Genomic DNA, 24,425 nt, shown 5'->3' on the forward strand with positions numbered 1-24,425 from the left:
CGATCCACCCCAGCAGGCGGGCGTTCCCGTTACGTCTTGTCGGCGTTACTGCGGGGGAATCCGCCACCGGACGGGAACAGCGGAAAGACCACATCGTCGAACGACCCGGCGTCCCCGGAGGTCTTGTTCACCGTGGCGCCCCAGATGTTGCCGTCCGGGGACACCGCGAGTGCCCAGGCGTGGCCGTGCTGGTCCTGACGTACGACCTCGGGCTCGCCGGTGACCGCGCCGGTGTCGGGCGCCAACCGCAGTGCCACCGTCTGCTTGGTGTTCACCAGGTTCACCAGCACGGTGCCGTCGAGTGCGGCGCAGCCGGCCACCCCGGGACGGTCCGGCCAGGTCCACACCGTCGAGACGTTGGAGTCCTTGGTGATCCGCTGTACGCGGTCCGCGGTCGGGGTGCGGTCGGTGACATACAGCGCGCCGTCGGCCGGATCCACGCACATGCTGCCGCCGGCGCCCATCCCGGACAGCGCCGTGGTCTGCGGTGCCTGGTCGACGGTCGTCGGCTGCTCGATGCGCAGCACCTTGCCGGCCATCGAGCCCGGATCATTGCTCTGCGCCGGGTTACCGGCGTCACCGGTCAGCACCAGCAGGGTGGTCGGACTGGTGAACACCAGTGCCCCTGCATTACCCGTCGCGCCCTTCGGGATCCCGGTGAGGATCGGCTTGGGCGGATCGCCGTCGGCGATGCGCACGACACGGTTGTCGGTGGGCGTGCTGATGTAGGCGTACATCAGCCGGTCCTGGGCGTAGGTCGGCGACTTGATGATGTCGAGCAGTCCGCCGTCGCCGGTCGGATCGACCGGGATGACGAGCTTGACGATCGGCTCGGCCCTCGTCGACACCTCTTTCACCACACCGGTGGTGCGCTCGGCGACCAGTGCCGACTGGCTGTCGCCGCCCATGATCAGCCCGCTGGTGCTGTCCAGGCAGCCCTGCATGACGCCCTGGGCCTTGCACTCCTTGGGGAACGGCGTCGCCGGCAGCGGTGGTGGCGGTTCGGGCTTGGTCGGCGGCGGAGGCGTCATCGCGGGTTGGGTGGTGAACGGCTGGGACTGGGCGTCGTCGAACCGCGCGCAGCCCGAACCGACCAGCAATGCCGCGCACAGCAGCGCGGCCAGTCGCGCCGGCATGCTCCGCGTCGGTCCGCCCAGTCTCATGCTGGCCAGATTACGGATCGCCGAGCAGTGCGCGCCACGAAGGCCTGTTGTATGCGCCGGTGTGTCACAACTCGGCAACGGTGTGGATACGCTGCGCAATGCGCCGCGCCAATCCCTTGCTCTGCGGTGACTTGCACTTACGCTGGCATTCGTGACCGCTGAACCTCAGAACCTGACCGACTGGCAACGGCCGGCGTCGGCGCAGTTGGTCGACCCCGAAGAAGACCTTCCCTCGTCGACCTACGGGGGAGACTTCGAAACCACCGCCATCCCGCGCTATGACATCGATGGCAGCCCCAAGCCCGACCAGTCGCCCTTCGCGCTGCTCAACGATCCCGAGCCGCTGCCCTATGTCTCTCCGGCGCAGCCCAACCCGTACGCCGCGGCACCCGCCGCCCCGACCGAGATCGGCCCGTACGACGCTGAACAGCAGATTCGCCACGCCGGCCGGCGTGGCACCACCGACCTGGGCCTGATGCTGCTGCGGGTCGGCCTGGGCGCACTGCTGATCGTGCACGGCCTGCAGAAGATCTTCGGTTGGTGGGGTGGCGCGGGCCTGAGCGGATTCGAGGGCTCGCTGGCTGACCTCGGCTACCAGCACGCCGGCCTGCTGACCTATGTCGGCGCCGGAGCGCAGGTCGCCGCCGGATTGCTGCTGGTGCTGGGGCTGTTCACCCCGCTGGCCGCGGCCGCCGCGCTGGCCTACCTGGTCAACGCGCTGCTCGCGTCCATCGCCGCCGAACCCGGCGTCAGCTTCGTCGATTTCGTCATCCCGACCGGGCATGAGCATCAGGCAACTCTGGTGCTGGTGGCCGCCGCGCTGACGTTGACCGGTCCCGGGCGCTACGGCCTGGACGCCGGCCGCGGCTGGTCTCGGCGCCCGTTCGTCGGATCTTTCCTGGCGCTGCTGCTCGGCATCGGCGTCGGTGTCGGTATGTGGGTGCTGCTCAACGGCGCCAACCCGCTGGGGTAGACCGCGCAGTCGCCAGTTCACCCGTCAAGGCCTCACCCGTCGAGGGGGTCGGATGCTGGAATTGCGTCCCAGCTGTGAGTGCTGTGATCGTGACCGGCCGGGCCTGCCCGAACTGCGGCGGCAACCTGACCGCGAGGCCGATCCGGCCGGCCGCCTTACTGGCGGCCAATCCGCCGGTCACGACCCGAACGTTCAACCCGGACTGCCGCATCACACCGGCGTGAAGGCCCGCTACTCGTAGGGGTTGGGCACGCGGCCGCCGCTGACCGCCGTCAGCAGCGGCAGAGTCGCGAATGTCACTGCAGGAAGCGTCAATTCGCTGCCATCGGTGAGCCGGGCCTTGGCCCAGGAGGACCTGTCGAAACGCAGACCGTCGATCTCGGTCCACGGCACGGTCCGGCTGCGGAGCAGCGTCCGCGAGGTCACCTGCTCGCGGTCGGCCACCGTGCGGTAGCGAACGACGGCCGCCGACACCAGCACCGGGATCAGGAACAGCACCCGCGTCCAGCTCGGCCACACGAACACCAGCGCCGCCAGCCCGAGGAACAGAAAGAACACCGCGAAGTGCGCCATCGGGGAGATGCGGATGACAAGCGGGGAGGGGTCACTCACCCCGCCATCTTCTCACCGCCGGTGGGACCGCCTTTTCGGCGGACGTCGCCGGCGCCTGGATCCTGGATGGGCAATTTGACCTTTGAGCAGTGCGGCGGCTACCGTCAAGGTCTATGTACACCCCGGACAAGCTCGTAGTAATTGGTTGGCGCGTTGATGCCGCGCTAGCTCTCTGCCGGGCTTAGCCAACAGCATCGACGCGCCAACCCTCGTACAGCGGACTCCGCTGACGGGGGTTTTTTGCTGTCACAGAACGTCACAACACCACAGAAACACCGAATCAACGAGGTAAAAGTGAGCGCACCCACCACGCGACCGCCGGAGTCCACCCCGCGCGCGAACGGCGTCCAGGCCCCCGCCAAGGCGGAGCCGAAGCCCAATGTTGTTGCACCACAACGGATGACCGGCGCGCAGTCGGTCGTGCGGTCGCTCGAGGAGATCGGTGTCGAGATCATCTTCGGCATCCCCGGTGGCGCCGTGCTGCCCGTCTACGACCCGCTCTACGACTCGAAGAAGCTGCGCCACGTGCTGGTGCGCCACGAGCAGGGCGCCGGGCACGCCGCCAGCGGCTACGCCCACGCCACCGGCAAGGTCGGCGTGATGATGGCCACCTCGGGCCCGGGTGCCACCAACCTGGTGACCCCGCTGGCCGACGCCCAGATGGATTCCATCCCGGTCGTGGCCATCACCGGACAGGTCGGTCGCGCCCTGATCGGCACCGACGCCTTCCAGGAGGCCGATATCACCGGCATGACCATGCCGGTCACCAMGCACAACTTCCTGGTGCGCGAGGGCGATGACATCCCGCGGGTGATCGCCGAGGCGTTCCACATCGCGTCGTCCGGGCGCCCCGGTGCGGTGCTCGTCGACGTCCCCAAGGACATCCTGCAGAGCGAGTGCACCTTCTCCTGGCCGCCGGTGATGGATCTGCCGGGCTACAAGCCGAACACCAAGCCGCACAGCCGCCAGGTGCGCGAGGCCGCCAAGCTGATCGCCGCGTCCCGCAAACCCGTGCTCTATGTCGGCGGCGGCGTCATCCGCGGCGAGGCAACCGCCGAACTGATGGACCTCGCCGAGCTGACCGGCATCCCGGTGGTCACCACCCTGATGGCCCGCGGCGCGTTCCCCGACAGCCACCCGCAGCACATGGGTATGCCGGGCATGCACGGCACCGTCTCGGCGGTGGCCGCGCTGCAGAAGAGCGATCTGTTGATCGCGCTGGGCACCCGCTTCGATGACCGTGTCACCGGCAAGCTGGATTCCTTCGCCCCCGACGCCAAGGTGATCCACGCCGACATCGACCCCGCCGAGATCGGCAAGAACCGGCACGCCGACGTGCCGATCGTGGGCGATGTGAAAAATGTCATCACCGATCTGCTGGAGATCCTGCGCCGCGACGACACGAATGCGGCATCGCTGAAGCTGGACAGCTGGTGGGACTACCTGTCGAGCATCAAGGCGACCTTCCCGCTGAGCTACGGCCCGCAGAGCGACGGCAGCCTGAGCCCCGAGCTGGTCATCGAGAAGCTGGGCCAGATCGCCGGACCGGAGGCGCTGTACGTCGCCGGTGTCGGTCAGCACCAGATGTGGGCCGCCCAGTTCGTGAAGTACGAGAATCCCAAGACGTGGCTGAACTCCGGCGGTCTGGGCACCATGGGCTACGCGATCCCCGCGGCGATGGGTGCCAAGTTCGCCCGTCCCGAGGCAGAGGTGTGGGCGATCGACGGTGACGGCTGCTTCCAGATGACCAATCAGGAACTGGCCACCTGCGCCCTGGAGGGTGCGCCGATCAAGGTCGCGCTGATCAACAACGGCAACCTGGGCATGGTGCGACAGTGGCAGACGCTGTTCTACGGAGAGCGCTACAGCCAGACCAACCTGTCCACGCACAGCCACCGGATCCCCGATTTCGTGAAGCTGGCCGAGGCGCTGGGTTGTGTCGGATTGCGTTGTGAGCGTGCCGAAGACGTCGAAGACGTCATCAACCAGGCGCGCGCCATCAACGACCGTCCCGTCGTCATCGACTTCATCGTCGGCGCCGACGCACAGGTGTGGCCGATGGTCGCCGCAGGCACCAGCAATGACGAGATCCAGGCCGCCCGCGGCATCCGTCCGCTGTTCGACACCGAAGAAGGGCACGCCTGATGAGCACGGTCTCCACCCACACGCTGTCGGTGCTCGTCGAGGACAAACCCGGTGTGCTGGCGCGCGTCGCGGCACTGTTCTCCCGACGCGGCTTCAACATCCAGAGCCTCGCCGTCGGCGCCACCGAGCAGAAGCACCTGTCCCGGATGACGATCGTCGTCGAGGTCGAGGACTTCCCGCTGGAGCAGGTCACCAAGCAGCTCAACAAGCTGATCAACGTGATCAAGATCGTCGAGCAGGACGATGCGCAGTCGGTCTCGCGTGAGCTCGCGCTCATCAAGGTGCGCACCGATGCCACCACCCGCAGCCAGGTGATTGAAGCGGTCAATCTGTTCCGTGCCAAGGTTGTGGACGTGTCCACCGAGTCGCTGACCATCGAGGCCACCGGGACGCCCGAGAAGCTCGAGGCATTCCTGCGTGTGCTCGAGCCGTACGGTATTCGGGAAATCGTGCAGTCCGGCATCGTCTCGCTGTCGCGCGGACCGCGCGGTATCGGCACCGCCAAATAGCTTTCATCGACACAGCTTCATCAAGAACGAAAACAAGAGAAGGAAAATTCAGTGGCAATCGAACTGTTCTACGACGACGACGCGGATCTGTCGATCATCCAGGGCCGCAAGGTCGCGGTGATCGGCTATGGCAGCCAGGGCCACGCCCATTCGCTGTCACTGCGTGACTCGGGCGTGCAGGTCAAGGTCGGCCTCAAAGAGGGCTCGAAGTCCCGCGTCAAGGTCGAGGAGCAGGGCCTGGAGGTCGGCACGCCGGCCGAGGTCGCCAAATGGGCCGACGTGATCATGGTGCTCGCGCCGGACACCGCGCAGGCCGAGATCTTCACCAAGGACATCGAGCCGAACTTGGAAGACGGCAACGCGCTGTTCTTCGGGCACGGCCTGAACATCCACTTCGGTCTGATCAAGCCGGCCGAGAACATCACCGTCGGCATGGTCGCCCCCAAGGGCCCCGGCCACCTGGTGCGCCGGCAGTTCGTCGACGGCAAGGGCGTGCCCGCCCTGATCGCCGTTGCGCAGGACCCCAAGGGTGAGGGCCAGGCGCTGGCGCTGTCCTACGCCGCCGCCATCGGTGGCGCGCGTGCCGGTGTCATCAAGACCACCTTCAAGGAAGAGACCGAGACCGACCTGTTCGGTGAGCAGGCCGTGCTGTGCGGTGGCACCGAAGAGCTCATCAAGACCGGTTTCGAGGTCATGGTCGAGGCCGGCTACGCCCCCGAGATGGCCTACTTCGAGGTGCTGCACGAGCTCAAGCTCATCGTCGACCTGATCTACGAAGGCGGCATCGCCCGGATGAACTATTCGGTGTCCGACACCGCGGAGTTCGGCGGCTACATCTCCGGTCCGCGCGTCATCGACGCCGACACCAAGGAGCGGATGCGCGCCATCCTCAAGGACATCCAGGACGGCAGCTTCGTCAAGCGTCTGGTCGCCAACGTCGAGAACGGCAACACCGAGCTCGAGGGCCTGCGCAAGGAGAACGCCGAGCACCCCATCGAGGTCACCGGCAAGAAGCTGCGCGACCTGATGAGCTGGGTCGACCGGCCGATCACCGAGACCGCGTAACTCGCTGAACCATCCGATATGGCTGCCACCGGAGTTCCGGTGGCAGCCATTTCGTCATTCTGGAAGCTATGGCGTCGCCTCGTGACCGTCGCGGCCCTTCGTGCGCCGGTCCTCTTTCATCTCCGCTTCGAACACGTGTCGCCGGCCGTCCATCAGCTCATCGCGGACCCTCTTCTCGTGCTCGCGGAAACGCGACCAGTAGTCGTCGTCGAATTCCTCGACGACCTGGAACGTCCAGCGGCCGCGAATGACGTTGCGGCCGACCAAGTCCTCGGTGAGCCGATCGGCAATCCCGTCGTGCCCGGCGTCGCGCAGGGCATCGGCTGCCTCGCCGAGCAGCAGATCGGCGTGCCCCATCAGCTGATGGAACGAGTACAGGTGCCCGCGCGCCCGTTCGACGTATTCCAGCGCCTCGGACACCTTGCCGACGGCCTCGACGGTGTCATCGGAGGTGCCCGGTGGCCGGGCGTGGGCTGAGTCGACGGACGTCATGACGAGCGCTTCTTCAGCGCCTCGGGTTTGTGCACCGCGTCGCGGCCGCTCTTGTCGCTGGTCACGCGGTACTGCGGTTCGTCCTTGCTGGCCTTCACCGTGCGACCGGCGGCTTCGGTCTCGGAGGTGATCTTCTCTTCAACGGTGCCGGGCACAGTGGTGCCGTGGCTCTGCCACGACACCTTGTCGCCCTTCTTCAGTGAATCACTCATGCGCCCTGGTGTACCCGCGCCGGGACGCTTTCAGTCAGGTTTCAGGATGCGAGGCGGCCCGCGATGCCGACCACCCGCCGCGCCAGGTGATCGAGGGCATCGTTGGTCGCGTCATCGAACTCGGTGACGTTCTCCCGGTTCGCGATCAGGCCGGCCCCATAGGGGTTGCCATCGACGAATTTCACCGGATCGGTGTATCCCGGCGGCACGATGATCCCGCCGAAATGCATCAGCGTCACATACAGATTGAGCAGGGTGGATTCTTGTCCGCCGTGCGCGGTCTGGGTGGAGGTGAACGCGGCGTACACCTTGTCGGCGAGCTTGCCTTCGGACCACAACCCGCCGAGCGAGTCCAGGAAGGCCCGCAGTGGCGCCGCCGGAGAACCGAATCGGGTGGGGGAGCCGAAGATCACCGCGTCGGCCCACACGATGTCCTCGCCGGTCGCGGCCGGCAGGTCCTTGGTGGCCTCATGGTTGGCCGACCACGCGGGGTTCTGCGCGAACGACCCGGGGTCGTTGGTCTCGGTGACGTGGCGGGTGCGCACCTCGGCGCCCGCCGCCTCGGCGGCAGCAGACACCCGGGCGGCCATCGAGGTGCCGTGCCCGGTGGCCGAGTAATAGATGACGGCGAGTTTGGTCATGGCGCCAGTTTAGGAAGCTCCCGGATGCCGAACTCCCGTTTCAGGACGGTCCGCGCGGCATAGAAACCGGCCATACCGTGCACGCCACCGCCGGGCGGGGCGGCCGAGGAACACAGGTAGGCCTTCGGGATCGGGGTGGACCACGGATTGATCCGCGGGGTGGGGCCGGCGATCGCGCTCACCATGTTGTTGCCGCCGACGCCGATGTCCCCGCCGACCAGGTTGGCATTGTGATCGGAAAGTCGTGCGGCGGGCACGCTGCGCACCGCGACCACCACATCGCGGAATCCGGGGGCGAACCGTTCGAAGATGCCGGTGACGGCCTCGGCCATGTCCACCGTCGAACCGGCAGGCACATGGGCGTACGCCCACAGCGGCCGCCGGCCCTGCGCATCGATGCGGGCCGGGTCGGCGATGTGCGGCAGGGCCGCCAGCACCATCGGCCACTCCGCGTGCCTGCCGGCGGCGATCTCGGATTCGGCGAGCGCCATCTGCGCTCGGCTGCCGCCCAGATGAAGTGTCGGGGCCTGCGCCAGACGTGGATCCCGCCAGGGGATTTCGCCGGACAGGACGAAGTCGACCTTGGCGACTCCGGGCCCATAACGGTAGCGCTGCAAGGCTTTTGCGTACCGAGGGGGCAGTGCCGAGCCGTAGATGGACAGCAGCGCCGTCGGCGCCGTGTCGTAGAGCACCACGCCGCCCGGAGGTGTGCTGACCTCTTCGCCGAGGACGAGTTCCCCGCCGTGATCCAGCAGGTCGGCGATCAGGACATCCGGAATGGCCTGGGATCCACCGACCGGGATCGGCCAGCCGACCGCGTGCCCGAGGGTGGCCAGCATCAATCCGGCACCGGAGGCGACCAGCGACGGCATCTGCGAAATGGTATGTGCGGCAACACCGGTGAACAGTGCGCGGGCATCCTCACCCTTGAGCATGTTCCACAGCGGGCCACCCTGGAGCAACAGCCGCGGTGCGAGTTTGAGCGCGGCGGTGACCGACGGCGGCAGCGAACGCTTGTCGCCGAGGATCAGCCCCACCACGCCCTCGCTGTCGGCCGCGAGCGGTCCGAGCAGTCGCCGCCAGGAGTCGCCGTCGGACAGTTCGGCGGCGGTGCGCTCGATATCGCGGTAGCCGATGGCCGCCGGCCGGTCGACCAGTGGGCTGGCGTAGGAGATCTCCGGGACCGACAGCGTCACCCCGCGCGCCTGCAGGTCGTAGGCGGCGAAGAACGGCGACGCCAACGCCAGCGGGTGCACCGCCGAACAGATGTCGTGGCTGACACCGTCGAATTCGGGGTCGGGCAGGGTGCGCGCACCACCGCCCGCGGTGGTCTGCGCTTCGATGACGCGCACGGACAACCCGGCCCTGGCCAGGATGACGGCTGCGGTCAGCCCGTTGGGGCCACTTCCGACGACGGTGACGTCCACCACATCAGTAGACATCATCGCCCGCGAGCGCACGTGGCCTGTGGTAGCGCGGCGGGCACACACTAGGCTGTAGCGCCGTGAGTCTTCCCGTTGTTCTGATCGCCGACAAGCTTGCCGAGTCGACCGTCGCCGCGCTCGGCGACCAGGTCGAGGTCCGCTGGGTGGATGGCCCGGACCGTCCGAAACTGCTGGAGGCCGTCGCCGACGCGGACGCGCTGCTGGTGCGCTCCGCGACCACGGTGGACGCCGAGGTCATCGCTGCCGCGCCCAAACTCAAGATCGTCGCCCGCGCCGGCGTCGGCCTGGACAACGTGGACGTCGACGCGGCCACCGCACGCGGCGTGCTGGTCGTCAACGCGCCGACCTCCAATATCCACAGCGCCGCCGAGCACGCGCTGGCACTGCTGCTGTCGGCGGCCCGCCAGGTTCCGGCCGCCGATGCCACGCTGCGCGAGCACACCTGGAAGCGGTCCGCGTTCTCGGGCACCGAGATCTTCGGTAAGACCGTCGGCGTGGTCGGGCTGGGCCGCATCGGTCAGCTCGTCGCCGCGCGGCTCGCCGCGTTCGGCACCCACATCGTGGCGTACGACCCCTATGTGTCCTCGGCGCGCGCCGCGCAGATCGGCATCGAACTGGTCAGCCTCGACGAGCTGTTGAGCCGGGCCGATTTCATTTCGGTGCACCTGCCCAAGACCAAGGAGACCGCGGGTCTGCTCGGCAAGGAGAACCTCGCCAAGACCAAGCCCGGCGTCATCATCGTCAACGCCGCGCGCGGTGGCCTCATCGACGAGCAGGCGCTCGCCGACGCCATCACCAGCGGGCACGTCCGCGGCGCGGGCCTGGACGTGTTCTCCACCGAACCGTGCACCGACAGCCCGCTGTTCGATCTGCCGCAGGTCGTGGTCACCCCGCACCTGGGCGCATCGACCGCCGAGGCGCAGGACCGGGCCGGCACCGATGTGGCCGCCAGCGTGAAGCTGGCACTGGCCGGTGAATTCGTGCCCGACGCCGTCAACGTCGGCGGGGGAGCCGTCGGCGAAGAAGTGGCGCCGTGGCTGGACCTGGTCCGTAAGCTCGGCCTGCTGGTCGGCTCGCTCGCCGAGGCCGCGCCGGTGTCGCTGAGCGTCCAGGTCCAAGGCGAGCTGGCATCCGAGGACGTCGAGATCCTTCGCCTGTCGGCGCTGCGCGGCCTGTTCTCGGCCGTCGTCGACGAGCAGGTGACCTTCGTCAACGCACCCGCCCTGGCCAAGGATCGCGGCGTGACCGCCGAGATCAGCACCGCCAGTGAGAGTCCCAACCACCGCAGCGTGGTGGACGTGCGCGYGGTCTACGCCGACGGGGGTTCGCTGAACGTGGCGGGCACCCTGTCCGGTCCGCAGCAGGTGCAGAAGGTCGTCCAGATCAACGGGCGCAACCTGGATCTGCGCGCCGAGGGCTACAACCTGGTGGTCAACTACCACGATCAGCCCGGCGCGCTCGGCAAGATCGGCACGCTGCTCGGTGGTGCCGATGTCAACGTGCTGGCCGCGCAGATGAGCCAGGACGCCAGTGGCGACAGCGCCACTGTGATGCTGCGCCTGGATACCGATGTGCCCGAAGATGTGCGCGCCGCGATCGCCTCGGCGGTCGGCGCCACCACACTGGAAGTGGTCGATCTGTCATGAAGCTCGCTGTAATCGCCGGTGACGGTATCGGTCCGGAGGTCATCGACCAGGCGCTGCGGGTACTGGATGCGGTGCTGCCCGGAGTCGAGCGCACCGAGTACGACCTGGGAGCGCGGCGCTACCACGCATCGGGCGAACTGCTGACCGCGGAGACGATCGAAGAACTGCGCGGTTATGACGCCATCCTGCTCGGCGCGATCGGTGATCCGTCGGTACCCAGCGGCGTGCTGGAGCGCGGGCTGCTGCTCAAGCTGCGTTTCGCGCTCGACCATCACGTCAACCTGCGTCCCGGTCGGCTCTATCCCGGTGTGAGCAGCCCGCTCTCGGGCGTCACCGGTATCGATTTCGTCGTGGTCCGCGAGGGCACCGAGGGGCCCTACACCGGAAACGGTGGAGCGCTGCGGGTCGGCACCCCCCACGAGGTGGCCACCGAGGTCAGCGTCAACACGGCCTTCGGGGTGGAGCGCGTCGTGCGCGACGCGTTCGCCCGCGCGCAGGCCCGCCGCAAGCATCTGACGTTGGTGCACAAGACCAATGTGCTGACCTTCGCGGGCAGCCTGTGGTCGCGGGTGGTGGCCGAGGTCGGCACCGAGTTCCCCGAGGTCGAGGTCGCCTACCAGCACATCGACGCCGCCACCATCCACATGGTCACCGACCCGGGACGTTTCGACGTCATCGTCACCGACAACCTGTTCGGCGACATCATCACCGACCTGTCGGCGGCGGTGTGCGGTGGTATCGGTCTGGCCGCCAGCGGCAATATCGATGCGACGCGGACCAATCCGTCGATGTTCGAGCCGGTGCACGGCAGCGCGCCCGACATCGCGGGTCAGGGCATCGCCGATCCGACCGCGGCCGTGATGAGCGTGGCGTTGTTGCTCTCTCATGTGGGCGAAGAGGATGCCGCGACGCGGGTGGACAAGGCGGTCTCCGAGCACCTGGCGACCCGCGCCGACGCAAAACTGTCGACCAGCGAGGTCGGCGACCGGATCCTGTCTCTGCTGTAGCTCCGGTGTCCGCCTTCGCGACGCTGAGCCGGCAGTGCCGGCTGTTCGCGATCGGTTCGGCGTTCTTCGCGGTGGCCACCGCACCGGGATTCGCCGCGCTCGCGGGGGCCGGTGCGTCCAACGCGCTGTGCTTCATCGGCTCGTGGTTCTTCACCACGGCCGCATGGATACAACTGGCACTGGCCGGTCGCGGCATCGGCTGGTGGTCATCGGCCAGCCAGTTCGCCGGCACCATCCTGTTCAACGTCAGCACCGGGGCGTCGGTGTGGGCGCACACCGTCCATGCCGAGCGCCGTGACGTGTGGGCGCCGGACGCGACGGGCTCGGTGGCGTTCCTGATCAGTGGCGTGCTCGCCGTCATGGCGGTCGGCCGGTGGGCTCCGCGATCGGTGGACTGGCAGGCGGGGTGGATCAATCTTGCCGGCTGCATCGCGTTCGGGGTGTCTGCGGCTGCGGCGTTCGTGTTCACCACCGGGGAGACGGTCAACGCGGCGGTGGCCAACCTCGGCACCTTCGTCGGGGCATTGTGTTTCCTGGCGGCGGCACTGGTGGTGCTGCCGCGGCGATGAGTTCGGGTGGCCTTGCTGGTCTATCCGGTATGGGACTCATCGATATCGAACTGTTCGCAACGCTGGATCTGGTCGGGCAGGGGCCCGGCGGCCCCGAGGAGGATCCGATCGGCTTCCCGTTCGGTGGCTGGCAGGCGCCGCTGGTGGACGAGGTGGCCGGCGGGCAGGTGGCGGCCGCCTACGAAGGCACCGACGCACTGCTGCTCGGCCGGCGGACCTATGACATCTTCGCCGCGTTCTGGCCGCACCAGGATGACGAGTTCGCGGCTTTGTTCAACCGCATCCCGAAGTATGTGGTCTCGCGCGGCAGGCCCGACCTGTCCTGGGCGGGATCGACGCAGCTCGGCCCGGACCTGGTCGGCGCGGTGCGAGAGATCCGGGACCGGCACGAGCGGGTGAAGGTTGTCGGCAGCCTCAATTTGGTGCAAACGCTGTTGCGCGAGAAGCTCTTTGACGGGATCGACCTGTGGCTTCATCCGATCATGCTCGGCGTCGGGAAGAAGGTGTTCGACGGTGGTGTGGTGCCCACGAACATCACACTGCTGCAGCCGCCGGTCGCCAGCCCGAAGGGATCGGTGTATCTGCGCTACGGTCTGGCCGAGGGTGTGCCGGCCACGGGGGATATGACCGCCTCCTGAAAGTTGTTCGCAGCTGGGCTATTTCCCGCGTGCGACGGCGTCGGAACCGGGGTCGGCGGGCACCAGGAAGACCGCTGCCGCAGGGAACAGCGCGCACACAGCGAACGCAAAAGGAAATCCGACGGCTGCGATCAACCCACCGAACAACGGCGACCCGACCGCCGTGGCCAGATGCTGGCTGGTGTTCTGGGTGCCCAGCGCGCGTCCACTCCAGAACGGACCGGCGATCTCGGCGATCGCGGTGAACGCCAACCCGTTGTCGGACACCGTCACCACCGAGGCGATGACGATCAGTGCGATGCTCACCGGCGAGCTCAGTGCGTCGGTGACGGCAAGCAAGGCCATCGTCGCCGCCGCGGCCGCAGCGATGAATCGGATGGGCCGCAGGCGCAGGCCCAGCACATCGGACCACCGCCCGGCCGCAATGCGACCCGCTGCGCCCAGCACCTGAGAAGCCGTGACGAGCGCGCCCGCCGACGCGGCCGACCACCCGCGCTCGGTCATCAGCCACACCAGCATGAAGGTCCACACGAAACCCTGAGGGATGACCAGCAGCACGGATACCGCGTGAATGCGTGCCAGCACAGACGATCCGCGGTACGGGTTGGCCAGATCCTCTGGCGGCGCCTCGGCTCGGGGCGGCCGCGGCGGGTCCAGTACGCCGATCGCGCAGATCACCGCGGACAGCACGCACACCACTGCGGGAAACAGCAATGCGGTGCCCACACCATGGCTTTCGGCGACCCGTGGGATCACCAGGGCGCCCAGTCCGACGCCCAGGGGTGTCGCGGTCTGACGGATTCCCATGGCCAGGCCGCGCTGCTCCGGCGGGAACCAGCCCACCACGACGCGTCCGCTCGCGGCATTGCTGCTCGCCGCGGCCATTCCGCCGAGCAGCAGGAATGCCCCGACGGCGAACAGGGAGTGCACCGACGCGGCACCGAAGGCGAATGCCGCGGTGAGTGCCGAGCCGACGGTCAGCACGATGCGTTCGCCGACCCGGTCCACCAGCCAGCCCCAGGCGATCAGCGTCACCACCATGCCGAAGCTGGGCATCGCCGAGAGCAGTCCCGCCGCAGCCAGGTCCACGCCGCGCTCGCTGTGCAGGGTGGGAATGAGAAAGGCCGCGCCGTTGATGAAGACATTGGCGCACGTGGTCGCCGTCAGGGCGATCACCAGCATGGACCAGCGCCGCGCGGTGCTGATGGTCGACGTGGGCATGACGACATGGTGCCATGGCCATCCCATGATATTGAACTCTGATCTCATGATGTGAGAGACAATGCTCTTGCGCAGGCAAAGGTCGACGCCGCGCGCCGACCGGCTGCCGGGGCTCATTAGGCTGAGCGGATGCGCCTCGGTCGAATCGCCAGTCCTGACGGGGTCGCCTTCGTGGTCATCGAAGGCGACTCGAACTCCGATGCGGTGTGCCGCGAGATCGCCGAGCAGTACCTGTCGCGAAACCCCACCTTCACCGGTCGCAGCTGGCCGCTGGCCGACGTGCGGCTGCTGGCCCCGATCCTGGCCAGCAAGGTGGTGTGCATGGGTAAGAACTACGCCGCACACGCCCTCGAGATGGGCGGCGAGGCACCGGAGGATCCGGTGATCTTCCTCAAACCCAACACCGCGATCATCGGGCCCAATGTCGCCATCCAGCTGCCCGCAGACGCGCACCCGGTCCATCACGAAGGCGAACTGGTGGCCGTCATCGAACGGCCCTGCAAGGACGTGCCCGCCGCGAAGGCCGCCGACTACATCCTCGGCTACACCATCGCCAACGACGTGTCCGCACGCGACCAGCAGCAGAAGGACGGCCAGTGGATGCGGGCCAAGGGCCATGACACCTTCTGCCCGGTCGGTCCGTGGATCGAAACCGCCGTCGACCCCGCCGAGCTGGACCTGCGCACCGAGGTCATCCACCCGGCCGAGGACGGTTCGGTCGGCGAGATCGAGGTTCGTCAGAACAGCAACACCGCGATGCTGCTGCATGATGTGGGCGCCATCATCGAATGGGTGTCGGCGGTCATGACACTGCTGCCCGGCGATCTCATCCTGACCGGCACCYCCGAAGGCGTCGGCCCGATCGAGGACGGCGATATCGTCAGCATCACCATCGAGGGCATCGGCACCCTCTCCAATCCTGTTGTGCGTAAAGGAAAGTAGCGATGACCGTTCGGGTACGTTTCTGCCCATCACCGACGGGCACCCCGCACGTCGGGCTGGTCCGCACCGCGCTGTTCAACTGGGCCTACGCCCGGCACACCGGTGGCGCCTTCGTCTTCCGCATCGAGGACACCGATGCGGCCCGCGACAGCCAGGAAAGCTATGACGCGATTCTGGACGCGCTGCGCTGGCTCGGTCTGGACTGGGATGAGGGCCCGGAGGTCGGGGGACCCTACGAGCCCTACCGGCAGTCGCAGCGATCCGATCTCTACCGCGATGTGATCGCCAAACTGCTCGCCGCGGGCGAGGTGTACGAGGCCTACTCCACGCCCGAGGAGGTCGAGGCCCGTCATATCGCCGCGGGCCGAAATCCCAAACTGGGCTACGACAACCATGACCGCGACCTCACCGACGATCAGCGTGCGGCCTTCACCGCCGAGGGACGTAAACCGGTGTTGCGGTTGCGGATGCCGGATGCGGACCTGACCTGGAACGATCTGGTGCGCGGTGAGACCACCTTCGCTGCCGGCGTGGTGCCCGATTTCGCGATCACCCGGGCCAGCGGAGATCCGCTGTACACCTTGGTCAATCCCGTCGACGACGCGTTGATGAAGATCACCCACGTGCTGCGCGGCGAGGATCTGCTGTCCTCCACGCCGCGCCAGATTGCCCTGTACCAGGCGCTGATCCGGATCGGTGTCACCGACAGCATTCCCGAGTTCGCGCACCTGCCAAGCGTTCTCGGCGACGGCAACAAGAAGCTGTCCAAGCGTGACCCGCAGTCGAATCTGTTCCTGCACCGCGACCGGGGATTCATCCCGGAGGGGCTGCTGAACTATCTCGCGCTGCTGGGCTGGGGTATCGCCGACGACCACGATCTGTTCAGCCTCGATGAGATGGTCGCGGCGTTCGACGTTGTCAACGTCAACTCCAACCCGGCCCGGTTCGACCAGAAGAAGGCCGACGCCATCAACGCCGAGCACATCCGGCGCCTGTCACCCGAGGATTTCTGCGCCCGGCTGCGGGCCTTCCTGGAGGCGCACGGCCACGACACCGGTCTGGACGACGCCGGCTTCGCGGAAGCGGCGGCACTGGTGCAGACCCGCATCGTGGTGCTCGGCGATGCGTGGGATCTGTTGAAGTTCTTCGACGACGACAGCTATGTGCTCGACGAGAAGTCGGCGGCCAAGGAACTGAAGGCCGAAGCCGCCCCGGTGCTCGACGCCGCCCTAAGCGCTCTGGAGGCTGCGCCGGAGTGGACGACGTCCTCGATCGAAGAGGCGCTGAAGACGGCGCTGCTGGACGGCCTTGAGCTCAAACCGCGTAAGGCCTTCGGTCCGATCCGGGTCGCGGTCACCGGTTCGTCGATCAGTCCGCCGCTGTTCGAGTCGATGGAGCTGCTGGGTCGCGACCGCAGCCTGGCCCGGTTGCGCGCCGCACGGGGTGGGGTGTGAAAAGTGGCCGCGATTCTTTGGTAATCTGTTCGTCGGCCCGAAAAGCACAGCGGAGATCATCACCGCGGCGCTGATTGGGCCAAATGATGCCCTGACCTGCAGTGATGGGCATCAAATGGGGTATGGTGTAATTGGCAACACTAGGGATTCTGATTCCCTCATTCTAGGTTCGAGTCCTGGTACCCCAGCGGTGATGAGCGTTCACGCGAAGAACGTTCAGGCACAGCGGTGATTAGGTCTGCATACGCTCCTGAGCTATGCTGGCTCACCGGAAGTTCTAGCCCCCGTCGTCTAGCGGCCTAGGACGCCGCCCTCTCACGGCGGTAGCGTGGGTTCGAATCCCATCGGGGGTACAGACGAAGTCCCAGGAGAAATCCTGGGACTTTTTTTGTGCCGTGTCGCGAACGTCACAGAAAGCCGATGGGTCGCCGGCCCGGGCCCACCGATGGCTCCGGATCGGTGCCCAACGTCTGATCGAGCAGTTCGTGATAGACGTCGCGAAAATCGGTGGTGGTCTTCAGGTCGCCGTCACTCAGATCGGTGAGGCTGGGCGCGTCACCGTAGAACCCGCCCCGCACCGACTCGCCGAGAATCAACACCGGACCCGAGGTGCCGTGGTCGGTGCCCTGGGTGGCGTTGGCGGCCACCCGTCGGCCGAACTCCGAATAGATCATCGTCACCACGTGCCGGCCGTAGGCGCTGTTGCGCATCTGCTTCAGGAACGGTGTGACGGCGTCGTTGAGGGCAGTGAGCAGTTTCTGTTGGTCACCGCGTTCGTTGGCGTGGGTGTCGAATCCGCCGAGCGAGACCATGTACACCTTGGTGGGCACCCCGGCCCGCACGCACTGGGCCACCAGTTCCAGATCGTCGGCCAGTTGTCTGCCCAGATCGGTGGCCGCCGTCGGGGGTAGCGGATTGTCGGTGAAGGTGCGGAACGTGTCATCGGTCGTGCGATAGGCCCGGTAGTCGGCACGCACGGCCGCCATCGCGGGGGTGTCGAGCGGGTCGGGGGCGCTCATCGCCTCCAGAACGCCGGGCATATCGGGTGGCAGCTTCGGGATGGTCGCGGAAAGCCCGGCCGCGGTGTGCTTTTGGCCGATGGCCATCGGGGGCAGCACGGTTCCGATGTTCACCGCGCGCAGCGGATCGTCCCCGCCTGCGTCCAACCAGCGTCCGATCCAGCCGGATGCGGTCGGGTCGTCGGGGGAGGCCGTCTGCCAGATATCCATTGAACGAAAATGACTTCGGTCCTGTTTCGGATAGCCGACACCGCGGATGATGGCCAGGTTGTCGCTGCGCCACGCCGACGCCAGACCGGTCAGCGCGGGGTTCAGCCCGAACGCACCGTCCAGATCGATGACCGTCTCCGGTCCGAACGCCAGATCGGGACGTGCGTCGTAATAGGCGTTGTCGGTGAACGGGATCACGGTGTTGAGGCCGTCGTTGCCGCCGTAGAGCGTGAGGATCACCAGGATGCCGGTGTCGGCGGGCAACGGTTGTTGTTGCGCGCGCTCGAACATCTGGGGCAGGGTGACCGCCGCGCCGGCCGCTGCGGCCAGCCCGGCGGCCCCCGCACTGGCGATCAGGAATCTGCGGCGATTCATCTCCGGCATGGCTGTGTCACCCCAACTTCGCTAAACCGTGAGGTATTCGGGTGTGTTGACGGCGGCGGCGACCAGCCGGTCCGGGCGGTCGGCCAGCGGCTTCAACGCCCCGGCCGTGGTGTCGGTCCAGGCGCCGATACCCAGCAGGTAGCCCGCGGCATCGATGCGGTCGCCGGGAGCGGCATCCGACACCAGCGAGAGATCACCCAGGGGGACGAACCGGTCGGCCGCCCAGACCCGCGCGGCCGCACTCGTATTGGACAGCCACACCCGGCCCTGCGGCCAGCCATCGACGTCCGGTGGCGCAAAGGGACGCTGGCCCATCACCTTGAGCACGACATCGCAGGCGGTCAAGGTGTCCGGGCCGTCGAGCGGCACCGACAGCGAGCGCAGCATGCCGACCAGCCACTCCACCGGTGTGACGACCGAGGTGCCGGCGCCTGCAGTGAAGTCGGGGTCGAGAAAGATGGCTTTGGTCAACGCTTTCAGATCCCGCTTCGGGCCGTAGGCGGCGACCAGCCGGGCGGAGGCGGCCTCGCTCGGGTCGGTATCGGAGGCCAGCAGACGCCACAGCTTGGAGCTCACGAAGCGTGCCGACGCGGGGTGCCCGACCACGATGTCGCAGAAGTCGTTGTCCCCGAAGGGGCCGGTCTTGCCCAGGATCGTCTTGGAACCGCCGTCGTGGTGCTCTGCCACCAACAAGGTGCCCCGGCCCAGTGTGTCGAAACGCCCGGTGAGCGCCCGCGCGCCCTCGCGGACATCGCTTTCGTTGTAGCCGTTGTCGTGACCGAGGGCGAAGAGTTCCATGAATTCCCGGGACAGGTTCTCGTTGGGCGCCTCTTTGGTGTTGCCCAGGCCATCGAGCCAGCGCAGCATCGCCGAGTCGGTCAGGATGGCGTAGGCGAGATCCCGGAAGTCACCGAGCGTGTGGGTGCGCAGAGTCTGGTTCTGGGCCGCCATGAATTCCGCGGCCACCACCTTTTCCGCCGAGGTGGCGAAGTGGTTGTGCCAGACGAACGTCAGCTTTTCGTGGATCGGTTGACGCACGGCGACCATACGACGTATCCACCAACCGGACAGATCCTGCATCTGCGCCAGCATGCTGCTCACGAAGGGCGCCGTGGTGGCTTCGCTGGCGGGCAGTGCGGGGGTCGAGTAGGACGCCATCGGGGTCGCGATGGCACCCGGGTCGGCGGCGGGGTCAAGATCGAGCACCTCGTCGAGGTATGCCCGCCACTCGCGATTCACCACCGCGTCGATTTCGCGCCCGGTCGCACCGAAACCGGACCGCCGCATCATTCGTGCGGTGGCCAGCCATTGCGGCGATTGCGAACCCGTGATCTGCTCCTCCGGCCAGCGCAGCTGCGCTCGTGGTGTCGACAATAGGGCCCGCGCGCGAAGTTTGCTAGAGCCGGCGGGTCAGGGCTTCCGATGCGGCCAGCAGATCGGCGGCCCAGCGGGCGCCCGGCCGGCGACCCATCCGGTCGATGGGCCCGGACACCGAGATGGCGGCGATCACCGCGCCGCGTCCGTCGCGCACCGGCGCGGACACGCTGGCGACCCCGGATTCGCGTTCGGCGGCGCTTTGCGCCCAGCCCCTCTTGCGGACCTCGGCGAGCGTGCGTTCGGTGAATTTCGCGGTCGTGAGCACCGACTGCTGGGTGGCGCTATCGCTGTAGGCCAGTAGCACTTTGGCCCCGGACCCCGCCGTCATGGGCAGCCGGGTGCCGACGGGGACGGTGTCACGCAGACCGACCGGTGGCTCCAGGGAGGCCACGCACACCCGGGAGCTGCCCTCCCGGCGATAGAGCTGGACGCTCTCGCCGGTGAGTTCGCGCAGCCGGGGCAGGACGGCGGCACCGGCGGCCAGCAGCGGATCGTTGACCTGCCCGGCCAGTTCGGTCAGCGCCGGTCCCAGCCGCCATCGACCCTCGGTGTCCCGGGCGAGCAGGCGGTGCACTTCCAGTCCGGCGGCCAGCCGGTGCGCGGTGGCCCGCGGCAGGCCGGTGCGTTCGCACAGTTCGGCCAGACCGCAGGGTGACTCGGCCACCGTGTGCAGTACGCCCACCGCTTTGTCGAGGACGCCGATACCGCTATCCTGTCTCACAGGGAGATACTAGCGTCCCGCATCGTGAGATAGCCAGCCCGTCACGGCAGGACGCCCGAGTCGAATAGAGATACCCATGGAGCAGACACAGTCCAGTCCGCGGCCCCGAACCCTGGCCGAGAAGGTGTGGGATGACCACGTCGTGGCCCGCGGCGCCGGTGAACCCGACCTGATCTACATCGATCTGCACCTCGTGCACGAGGTCACCAGCCCGCAGGCCTTCGACGGTCTGCGGTTGGCCGGGCGCCCGGTGCGGCGCCCCGATCTCACCATCGCCACCGAGGATCACAACGTGCCGACGGTGGATATCGACAAGCCGATCGCCGATCCGGTGTCGCGCACCCAGGTGGACACCCTGCGGCGCAACTGCGAGGAGTTCGGTATCCGGCTGCATCCGATGGGCGACGCCGAGCAGGGCATCGTGCACATCATCGGACCGCAACTGGGTCTGACACAGCCGGGTATGACGGTGGTCTGTGGCGACAGCCACACCTCGACCCACGGCGCGTTCGGCTCGATCGCCATGGGTATCGGCACATCTGAGGTCGAGCATGTGATGGCCACCCAGACGCTTCCGCTCAAGCCTTTCAAGACCATGGCGGTCAATGTCGACGGCGATCTGCCCGAGGGAGTGAGCGCCAAGGACATCATTCTGGCGGTCATCGCCAAGATCGGCACCGGTGGTGGGCAGGGTCACGTCATCGAATACCGGGGCAGCGCCATCGAATCCTTGTCGATGGAGGGCCGGATGACGATCTGCAACATGAGCATCGAGGCCGGCGCCCGGGCAGGCATGGTGGCGCCCGATGCCACCACATTCGAATTCCTCAAGGGCCGTCCGCACGCGCCGAAGGGCGCCGATTGGGATGCCGCGGTGCAGGCCTGGACCGAGTTGCACACCGATGAGGGCGCTGAATTCGACACCCAGGTCTACATCGACGCCGCGACGCTCAGCCCGTTCGTCACCTGGGGGACCAACCCCGGGCAGGGTGTGCCGCTCTCGGCGACGGTGCCCGATCCCGAGATGATGCTCGATGACGACGCCAAGCAGGCGGCTGAGAAAGCGTTGACCTATATGGACCTTCGCGCCGGCACCCCGATGCGTGAAATCCCGGTGGACACCGTCTTCGTCGGATCGTGCACGAACGGACGCATCGAGGATCTGCGGGTGGTCGCCGAGGTTCTGGACGGCCGCACGGTGGCGGACGGGGTACGGATGCTGGTGGTCCCCGGCTCGATGCGGGTGCGCGCACAAGCCGAATCCGAGGGTCTGGGAGCAATCTTCACCGCCGCCGGGGCGGAATGGCGCCAGGCCGGCTGTTCGATGTGTCTGGGGATGAACCCGGATCAGCTTGCCCCCGGCGAGCGTTGCGCCTCGACCTCCAACCGCAATTTCGAAGGCCGACAGGGCAAGGGCGGGCGCACCCATCTGGTGTCGCCTGCGGTGGCAGCAGCCACCGCAGTGCGCGGCACGCTGTCTTCCCCGGCCGATCTCGAACCGGCCGCCGCCACCCACTAGGTCTTCGAACCGCAAGGAGTACCAGGACATGCAGGCTTTCACCACTCATACCGGGATCGGCGTGCCGCTGCGCCGTACCAATGTCGACACCGACCAGATCATCCCGGCCGTGTATTTGAAGCGGGTCACCCGAACGGGTTTCGAGGACGGTTTGTTCGCCGCATGGCGTAACGACCCGTCATTCATTTTGAATCTGGCGCCCTTCGACAAGGGGTCGGTTTTGGTGGCCGGCCCCGATTTCGGCACCGGATCGTCCCGCGAACACGCCGTCTGGGCGCTCATGGACTACGGCTTCCGAGTCGTCATCTCACCGCGATTCGCCGATATTTTTCGGGGCAACGCCGGCAAAGCGGGTCTTTTGGCGGCCGAAGTGTCACATGATGATGTCGAACTTCTCTGGAAGCTGATCGAGCAGAATCCGGGCTTGGAAATCACTGTGAATCTTCAAGATCGGACCATCTCCGCTGGAACGGTCCTGCTGCCGTTCAACATTGATGACTACACCGCATGGCGGCTGCTCGAGGGACTCGACGATATAGGCCTTACGCTGCGGAAACAGGACGAAATCGAAGCCTACGAGCAGCGTCGACCGAGCTTCAAGCCGCGCACACTTCCGGTCTGAATTCGGGGTTTCCGGGGCCCCAAATATGGCCCGGCAACCACATTCTCGGACGCCGGTACCACTGTCCAAGTGGGCCAATCGGATTGCCGAATATTCATCAGCTACGTATGAAACTGCGCGTGGCTCTTGGAAATATGCGCCCAATGGGTTTACCGTGTCCTCTAGTCGGTCCAAGGTGGACCACTGGACTTCGGAGGGTTTGCATGAACAAAGCAGAGCTCATCGACGCACTCACAACCAAGTTGGGCACCGATCGTCGACAGGCTACTGCCGCGGTTGAGAACATCGTTGACACGATCGTGCGTGCCGTGCACAAGGGCGAGAGCGTCACCATCACCGGCTTCGGCGTTTTCGAGCAGCGTCGCCGTGCCGCCCGTGTGGCTCGTAACCCGCGTACCGGTGAGACCGTCAAGGTCAAGCCGACGTCGGTTCCGGCATTCCGCCCGGGCGCGCAGTTCAAGGCGGTTGTCTCTGGCGCGCAGCGTCTCCCGGCAGACGGCCCCGCCGTCAAGCGTGGTGTGGCAGCGGCTCCGGCCAAGCGCGCTGCGGTGAAGAAGGCTGTCGTCAAGAAGGCTGTCGCCAAGAAGGCGGCTCCTGCCGTCAAGAAGGCCGTCGTCAAGAAGGCTGTCGCCAAGAAGGCGGCTCCTGCCGTCAAGAAGGCCGTCGTCAAGAAGGCTGTCGCCAAGAAGGCGGCTCCTGCCGTCAAGAAGGCCGTCGTCAAGAAGGCTGTCGCCAAGAAGGCGGCTCCTGCCGTCAAGAAGGCCGCCGTCAAGAAGGCCGTCGCCAAGAAGGCGGCTCCCGCGGCCAAGAAGGCTCCGGCCAAGAAGGCGGCTCCGGTCAAGCGCGGCCGCAAGTAGTTCCGGCTCTTACCCACAAAAGCACCCCAGAACAGTGGTTCTGGGGTGCTTTTGTGTGTGCCTATTCCAGGACGGCCAGTGGGCTGCCGATATGGTCGGCGGCGATCAGGCGGCCACCCACCGACGACAGCACCCAGGTGCTGCCCTTGCGGTTTCGTGACTTGTCGGGCCGCACACCGTCGCGCTCACACCACCACGCGATGAGATCGGGAATCACCTTGCCCTGGGTGCAGATCACCGGCGTCGCATCGGCTGAACCGGAGGCGATCTCCAGAACCCGGGCGCGGGCGGTCTTCTTGTCATCGGAGTAGGCCTCATCGGTGAGGGCGGCCTCTGTGTCGATGGGCACACCGATTTCCTGAGCCAGTGGCTCCAGCGTCTGCCGGCATCGCACCCGCGGGGCGGCGTGAAGCTCGGTGGCACCAAAGGCAAGTAGTTGACTCACCAGCGATTCGGCCTGTGCGCGACCGAGCTTGTCCAGCGGTCGTTGGGAATCCTCGCCCTTGTACTTGGACCGCGAACCGGCCCGCGCATGCCGCACGATGATCGTCGTCGCGGTGTCGGCGGGTGCTTTGGCGAAGCGTCGCAGCACCTTACGGTCCTGCTGGTACTGCAGCCGCTTCATTGCGTCTTTCGGCGGCAGCCAGAGCAGTTCGTCCACCTCGTCGTTGGCGCTGAACGCGCCGTCACCCACGCCGGCCGCCCAGTACACGACCCGCTTGACCGCACCGTCCACCGGATAACTGATGACGGCCAGCCTGCGCCCGAGTCGGCTCTGAAATCCGGTCTCCTCACGGATCTCCCGGACCGCGGTGGCGGGGTGGCTCTCGCCGGGGTCGACCTTGCCCTTGGGAAGAGACCAGTCGTCGTAGCGCGGGCGGTGCACGACCGCGACCTCGGTGCGTCCCGCATGCTCCCGCCACAGCACCGCACCGGCGGCATGGACGGTCTTCACCTTCTTGCGGGTCGAGCTGTCCGACAC

At 67.0% G+C, this 24,425-nt stretch carries 25 protein-coding genes and 2 tRNA genes; 16 read left to right on the forward strand and 11 right to left on the reverse strand.

Features of this window, described 5'->3' with window-relative positions; genetic code table 11:
* Positions 1–29: 29 nt before the first annotated feature.
* Positions 30–1,136, reverse strand: a complete 1,107-nt coding sequence (locus AC1DTF_RS09910) for a PQQ-dependent sugar dehydrogenase (RefSeq protein WP_442928708.1) — start codon at positions 1,134–1,136, stop codon at positions 30–32.
* 178 nt (positions 1,137–1,314) lie between these two features.
* Here AC1DTF_RS09910 and AC1DTF_RS09915 point away from each other — a divergent pair, with 178 nt between their 5' ends.
* Positions 1,315–2,136, forward strand: coding sequence for a DoxX family protein (locus AC1DTF_RS09915; protein ID WP_057166299.1), 822 nt, complete (start codon positions 1,315–1,317; stop codon positions 2,134–2,136).
* Positions 2,137–2,210: 74 nt separating this feature from the next.
* Positions 2,211–2,360 carry a hypothetical protein gene (locus AC1DTF_RS09920; protein WP_477473958.1) on the forward strand — a complete coding sequence of 50 codons (150 nt, stop codon included), beginning with the start codon at positions 2,211–2,213 and terminating at the stop codon, positions 2,358–2,360.
* A 7-nt stretch (positions 2,361–2,367) separates the two neighbouring features.
* Here AC1DTF_RS09920 and AC1DTF_RS09925 read toward each other — a convergent pair whose 3' ends face one another.
* Positions 2,368–2,748 carry a PH domain-containing protein gene (locus tag AC1DTF_RS09925; RefSeq protein ID WP_477473959.1) on the reverse strand — a complete coding sequence of 127 codons (381 nt, stop codon included), beginning with the start codon at positions 2,746–2,748 and terminating at the stop codon, positions 2,368–2,370.
* 294 nt (positions 2,749–3,042) lie between these two features.
* On the opposite strand from AC1DTF_RS09925, the gene AC1DTF_RS09930 reads away from it, so the two are divergent.
* From AC1DTF_RS09930 to ilvC, 3 genes are all read left to right on the forward strand, one after another.
* Positions 3,043–4,893, forward strand: coding sequence for an acetolactate synthase large subunit (locus tag AC1DTF_RS09930; protein WP_477473960.1), 1,851 nt, complete (start codon positions 3,043–3,045; stop codon positions 4,891–4,893).
* Complete coding sequence (gene ilvN / locus AC1DTF_RS09935; RefSeq protein WP_057166302.1) at positions 4,893–5,402, forward strand: acetolactate synthase small subunit; 510 nt, start codon at positions 4,893–4,895, stop codon at positions 5,400–5,402. The genes AC1DTF_RS09930 and ilvN overlap by 1 nt, the downstream gene beginning before the upstream one ends.
* Before the next feature lie 63 nt (positions 5,403–5,465).
* The gene (gene ilvC / locus AC1DTF_RS09940; protein ID WP_200962101.1) at positions 5,466–6,467 is read left to right on the forward strand and encodes a ketol-acid reductoisomerase; all 1,002 of its coding nucleotides are present in this window, start codon (positions 5,466–5,468) and stop codon (positions 6,465–6,467) included.
* A gap of 66 nt (positions 6,468–6,533) precedes the next feature.
* Here the strand turns inward: ilvC and AC1DTF_RS09945 are convergent, their stop codons facing one another.
* Genes AC1DTF_RS09945 through AC1DTF_RS09960 form a run of 4 tightly spaced genes read right to left on the reverse strand, consistent with a single transcriptional unit; the run spans position 6,534 to position 9,254 of the window.
* Positions 6,534–6,959 carry a hypothetical protein gene (locus AC1DTF_RS09945; RefSeq protein WP_477473961.1) on the reverse strand — a complete coding sequence of 142 codons (426 nt, stop codon included), beginning with the start codon at positions 6,957–6,959 and terminating at the stop codon, positions 6,534–6,536.
* A complete protein-coding gene (locus tag AC1DTF_RS09950; protein ID WP_477473962.1) occupies positions 6,956–7,171 on the reverse strand; it encodes a hypervirulence associated TUDOR domain-containing protein in 216 nt (71 codons plus the stop codon). Before AC1DTF_RS09950 ends, AC1DTF_RS09945 begins: the two co-directional genes overlap by 4 nt.
* A 41-nt stretch (positions 7,172–7,212) precedes the next feature.
* Entirely contained in the window at positions 7,213–7,812 is a 600-nt protein-coding gene (gene wrbA, locus AC1DTF_RS09955) for an NAD(P)H:quinone oxidoreductase (RefSeq protein WP_477473963.1), read from the reverse strand.
* Positions 7,809–9,254, reverse strand: coding sequence for a phytoene desaturase family protein (locus tag AC1DTF_RS09960; protein ID WP_477474000.1), 1,446 nt, complete (start codon positions 9,252–9,254; stop codon positions 7,809–7,811). The genes wrbA and AC1DTF_RS09960 overlap by 4 nt, the downstream gene beginning before the upstream one ends.
* Positions 9,255–9,316: 62 nt before the next feature.
* Between AC1DTF_RS09960 and serA the strand changes: the two genes are divergently transcribed.
* From serA to AC1DTF_RS09980, 4 genes are read left to right on the forward strand one after another with little or no spacing between them, the layout of a single operon-like run.
* Positions 9,317–10,903, forward strand: a complete 1,587-nt coding sequence (gene serA, locus AC1DTF_RS09965; RefSeq protein WP_477473964.1) for a phosphoglycerate dehydrogenase — start codon at positions 9,317–9,319, stop codon at positions 10,901–10,903.
* On the forward strand, positions 10,900–11,910 hold the full coding sequence (locus tag AC1DTF_RS09970; protein WP_477473965.1) for a 3-isopropylmalate dehydrogenase: 1,011 nt from the start codon (positions 10,900–10,902) through the stop codon (positions 11,908–11,910). The genes serA and AC1DTF_RS09970 overlap by 4 nt, the downstream gene beginning before the upstream one ends.
* Before the next feature lie 5 nt (positions 11,911–11,915).
* A complete protein-coding gene (locus tag AC1DTF_RS09975; protein WP_477473966.1) occupies positions 11,916–12,479 on the forward strand; it encodes a hypothetical protein in 564 nt (187 codons plus the stop codon).
* 29 nt (positions 12,480–12,508) lie between these two features.
* Positions 12,509–13,117: a dihydrofolate reductase family protein gene (locus tag AC1DTF_RS09980; protein ID WP_477473967.1), complete on the forward strand. Its 609-nt coding sequence runs from the start codon at positions 12,509–12,511 to the stop codon at positions 13,115–13,117.
* An 18-nt stretch (positions 13,118–13,135) separates the two neighbouring features.
* Here the strand turns inward: AC1DTF_RS09980 and AC1DTF_RS09985 are convergent, their stop codons facing one another.
* Entirely contained in the window at positions 13,136–14,338 is a 1,203-nt protein-coding gene (locus AC1DTF_RS09985; RefSeq protein WP_477473968.1) for an MFS transporter, read from the reverse strand.
* 129 nt (positions 14,339–14,467) lie between these two features.
* Here AC1DTF_RS09985 and AC1DTF_RS09990 point away from each other — a divergent pair, with 129 nt between their 5' ends.
* From AC1DTF_RS09990 to AC1DTF_RS10005, 4 genes are all read left to right on the forward strand, one after another.
* On the forward strand, positions 14,468–15,280 hold the full coding sequence (locus tag AC1DTF_RS09990; protein ID WP_477473969.1) for a fumarylacetoacetate hydrolase family protein: 813 nt from the start codon (positions 14,468–14,470) through the stop codon (positions 15,278–15,280).
* A gap of 2 nt (positions 15,281–15,282) precedes the next feature.
* Positions 15,283–16,734 carry a glutamate--tRNA ligase gene (gene gltX, locus AC1DTF_RS09995; RefSeq protein ID WP_057166313.1) on the forward strand — a complete coding sequence of 484 codons (1,452 nt, stop codon included), beginning with the start codon at positions 15,283–15,285 and terminating at the stop codon, positions 16,732–16,734.
* Positions 16,735–16,850: 116 nt separating this feature from the next.
* Positions 16,851–16,922, forward strand: a tRNA-Gln gene (locus AC1DTF_RS10000).
* A gap of 92 nt (positions 16,923–17,014) precedes the next feature.
* Positions 17,015–17,087 (forward strand) — tRNA-Glu (locus AC1DTF_RS10005).
* Between the two features lie 54 nt (positions 17,088–17,141).
* Here the strand turns inward: AC1DTF_RS10005 and AC1DTF_RS10010 are convergent.
* From AC1DTF_RS10010 to AC1DTF_RS10020, 3 genes are all read right to left on the reverse strand, one after another.
* Complete coding sequence (locus AC1DTF_RS10010; RefSeq protein WP_057166314.1) at positions 17,142–18,347, reverse strand: DUF1501 domain-containing protein; 1,206 nt, start codon at positions 18,345–18,347, stop codon at positions 17,142–17,144.
* 21 nt (positions 18,348–18,368) lie between these two features.
* Positions 18,369–19,637, reverse strand: a complete 1,269-nt coding sequence (locus tag AC1DTF_RS10015) for a DUF1800 domain-containing protein (protein WP_477474001.1) — start codon at positions 19,635–19,637, stop codon at positions 18,369–18,371.
* Positions 19,638–19,743: 106 nt separating this feature from the next.
* The gene (locus AC1DTF_RS10020) at positions 19,744–20,445 is read right to left on the reverse strand and encodes an IclR family transcriptional regulator (protein WP_057166316.1); all 702 of its coding nucleotides are present in this window, start codon (positions 20,443–20,445) and stop codon (positions 19,744–19,746) included.
* 76 nt (positions 20,446–20,521) lie between these two features.
* Between AC1DTF_RS10020 and leuC the strand changes: the two genes are divergently transcribed.
* The 3 genes from leuC (at position 20,522) to AC1DTF_RS10035 (ending at position 23,443) form a co-directional block, all read left to right on the forward strand.
* Positions 20,522–21,964, forward strand: coding sequence for a 3-isopropylmalate dehydratase large subunit (gene leuC / locus AC1DTF_RS10025; protein WP_477473970.1), 1,443 nt, complete (start codon positions 20,522–20,524; stop codon positions 21,962–21,964).
* A gap of 28 nt (positions 21,965–21,992) precedes the next feature.
* Positions 21,993–22,586 (forward strand): 3-isopropylmalate dehydratase small subunit, encoded by a 594-nt coding sequence (gene leuD, locus AC1DTF_RS10030; protein WP_057166318.1) that lies wholly within the window; start codon positions 21,993–21,995, stop codon positions 22,584–22,586.
* Positions 22,587–22,789: 203 nt separating this feature from the next.
* Positions 22,790–23,443, forward strand: a complete 654-nt coding sequence (locus AC1DTF_RS10035; protein WP_477473971.1) for an HU family DNA-binding protein — start codon at positions 22,790–22,792, stop codon at positions 23,441–23,443.
* Between the two features lie 61 nt (positions 23,444–23,504).
* Here AC1DTF_RS10035 and mutT1 read toward each other — a convergent pair whose 3' ends face one another.
* Positions 23,505–24,425: an 8-oxo-(d)GTP phosphatase MutT1 gene (gene mutT1, locus AC1DTF_RS10040; protein ID WP_477473972.1), complete on the reverse strand. Its 921-nt coding sequence runs from the start codon at positions 24,423–24,425 to the stop codon at positions 23,505–23,507.

This window comes from Mycobacterium sp. P4_H6, assembly GCF_056400845.1.

Excerpts from the sequence above, each read along its gene's own strand:
- AC1DTF_RS09910 (WP_442928708.1), bottom strand. The coding sequence starts at position 1,136 with ATGCCGGCGCGACTGGCCGCGCTGCTGTGCGCGGCATTGCTGGTCGGT.
- ilvN (WP_057166302.1), top strand. The coding sequence starts at position 4,893 with ATGAGCACGGTCTCCACCCACACGCTGTCGGTGCTCGTCGAGGACAAA.
- AC1DTF_RS09945 (WP_477473961.1), bottom strand. The coding sequence starts at position 6,959 with ATGACGTCCGTCGACTCAGCCCACGCCCGGCCACCGGGCACCTCCGAT.
- AC1DTF_RS09950 (WP_477473962.1), bottom strand. The coding sequence starts at position 7,171 with ATGAGTGATTCACTGAAGAAGGGCGACAAGGTGTCGTGGCAGAGCCAC.
- wrbA (WP_477473963.1), bottom strand. The coding sequence starts at position 7,812 with ATGACCAAACTCGCCGTCATCTATTACTCGGCCACCGGGCACGGCACC.
- AC1DTF_RS09960 (WP_477474000.1), bottom strand. The coding sequence starts at position 9,254 with ATGTCTACTGATGTGGTGGACGTCACCGTCGTCGGAAGTGGCCCCAAC.
- AC1DTF_RS09970 (WP_477473965.1), top strand. The coding sequence starts at position 10,900 with ATGAAGCTCGCTGTAATCGCCGGTGACGGTATCGGTCCGGAGGTCATC.
- AC1DTF_RS09980 (WP_477473967.1), top strand. The coding sequence starts at position 12,509 with ATGGGACTCATCGATATCGAACTGTTCGCAACGCTGGATCTGGTCGGG.
- AC1DTF_RS09985 (WP_477473968.1), bottom strand. The coding sequence starts at position 14,338 with ATGCCCACGTCGACCATCAGCACCGCGCGGCGCTGGTCCATGCTGGTG.
- gltX (WP_057166313.1), top strand. The coding sequence starts at position 15,283 with ATGACCGTTCGGGTACGTTTCTGCCCATCACCGACGGGCACCCCGCAC.
- AC1DTF_RS10010 (WP_057166314.1), bottom strand. The coding sequence starts at position 18,347 with ATGCCGGAGATGAATCGCCGCAGATTCCTGATCGCCAGTGCGGGGGCC.
- AC1DTF_RS10015 (WP_477474001.1), bottom strand. The coding sequence starts at position 19,637 with ATGATGCGGCGGTCCGGTTTCGGTGCGACCGGGCGCGAAATCGACGCG.
- leuC (WP_477473970.1), top strand. The coding sequence starts at position 20,522 with ATGGAGCAGACACAGTCCAGTCCGCGGCCCCGAACCCTGGCCGAGAAG.
- leuD (WP_057166318.1), top strand. The coding sequence starts at position 21,993 with ATGCAGGCTTTCACCACTCATACCGGGATCGGCGTGCCGCTGCGCCGT.
- AC1DTF_RS10035 (WP_477473971.1), top strand. The coding sequence starts at position 22,790 with ATGAACAAAGCAGAGCTCATCGACGCACTCACAACCAAGTTGGGCACC.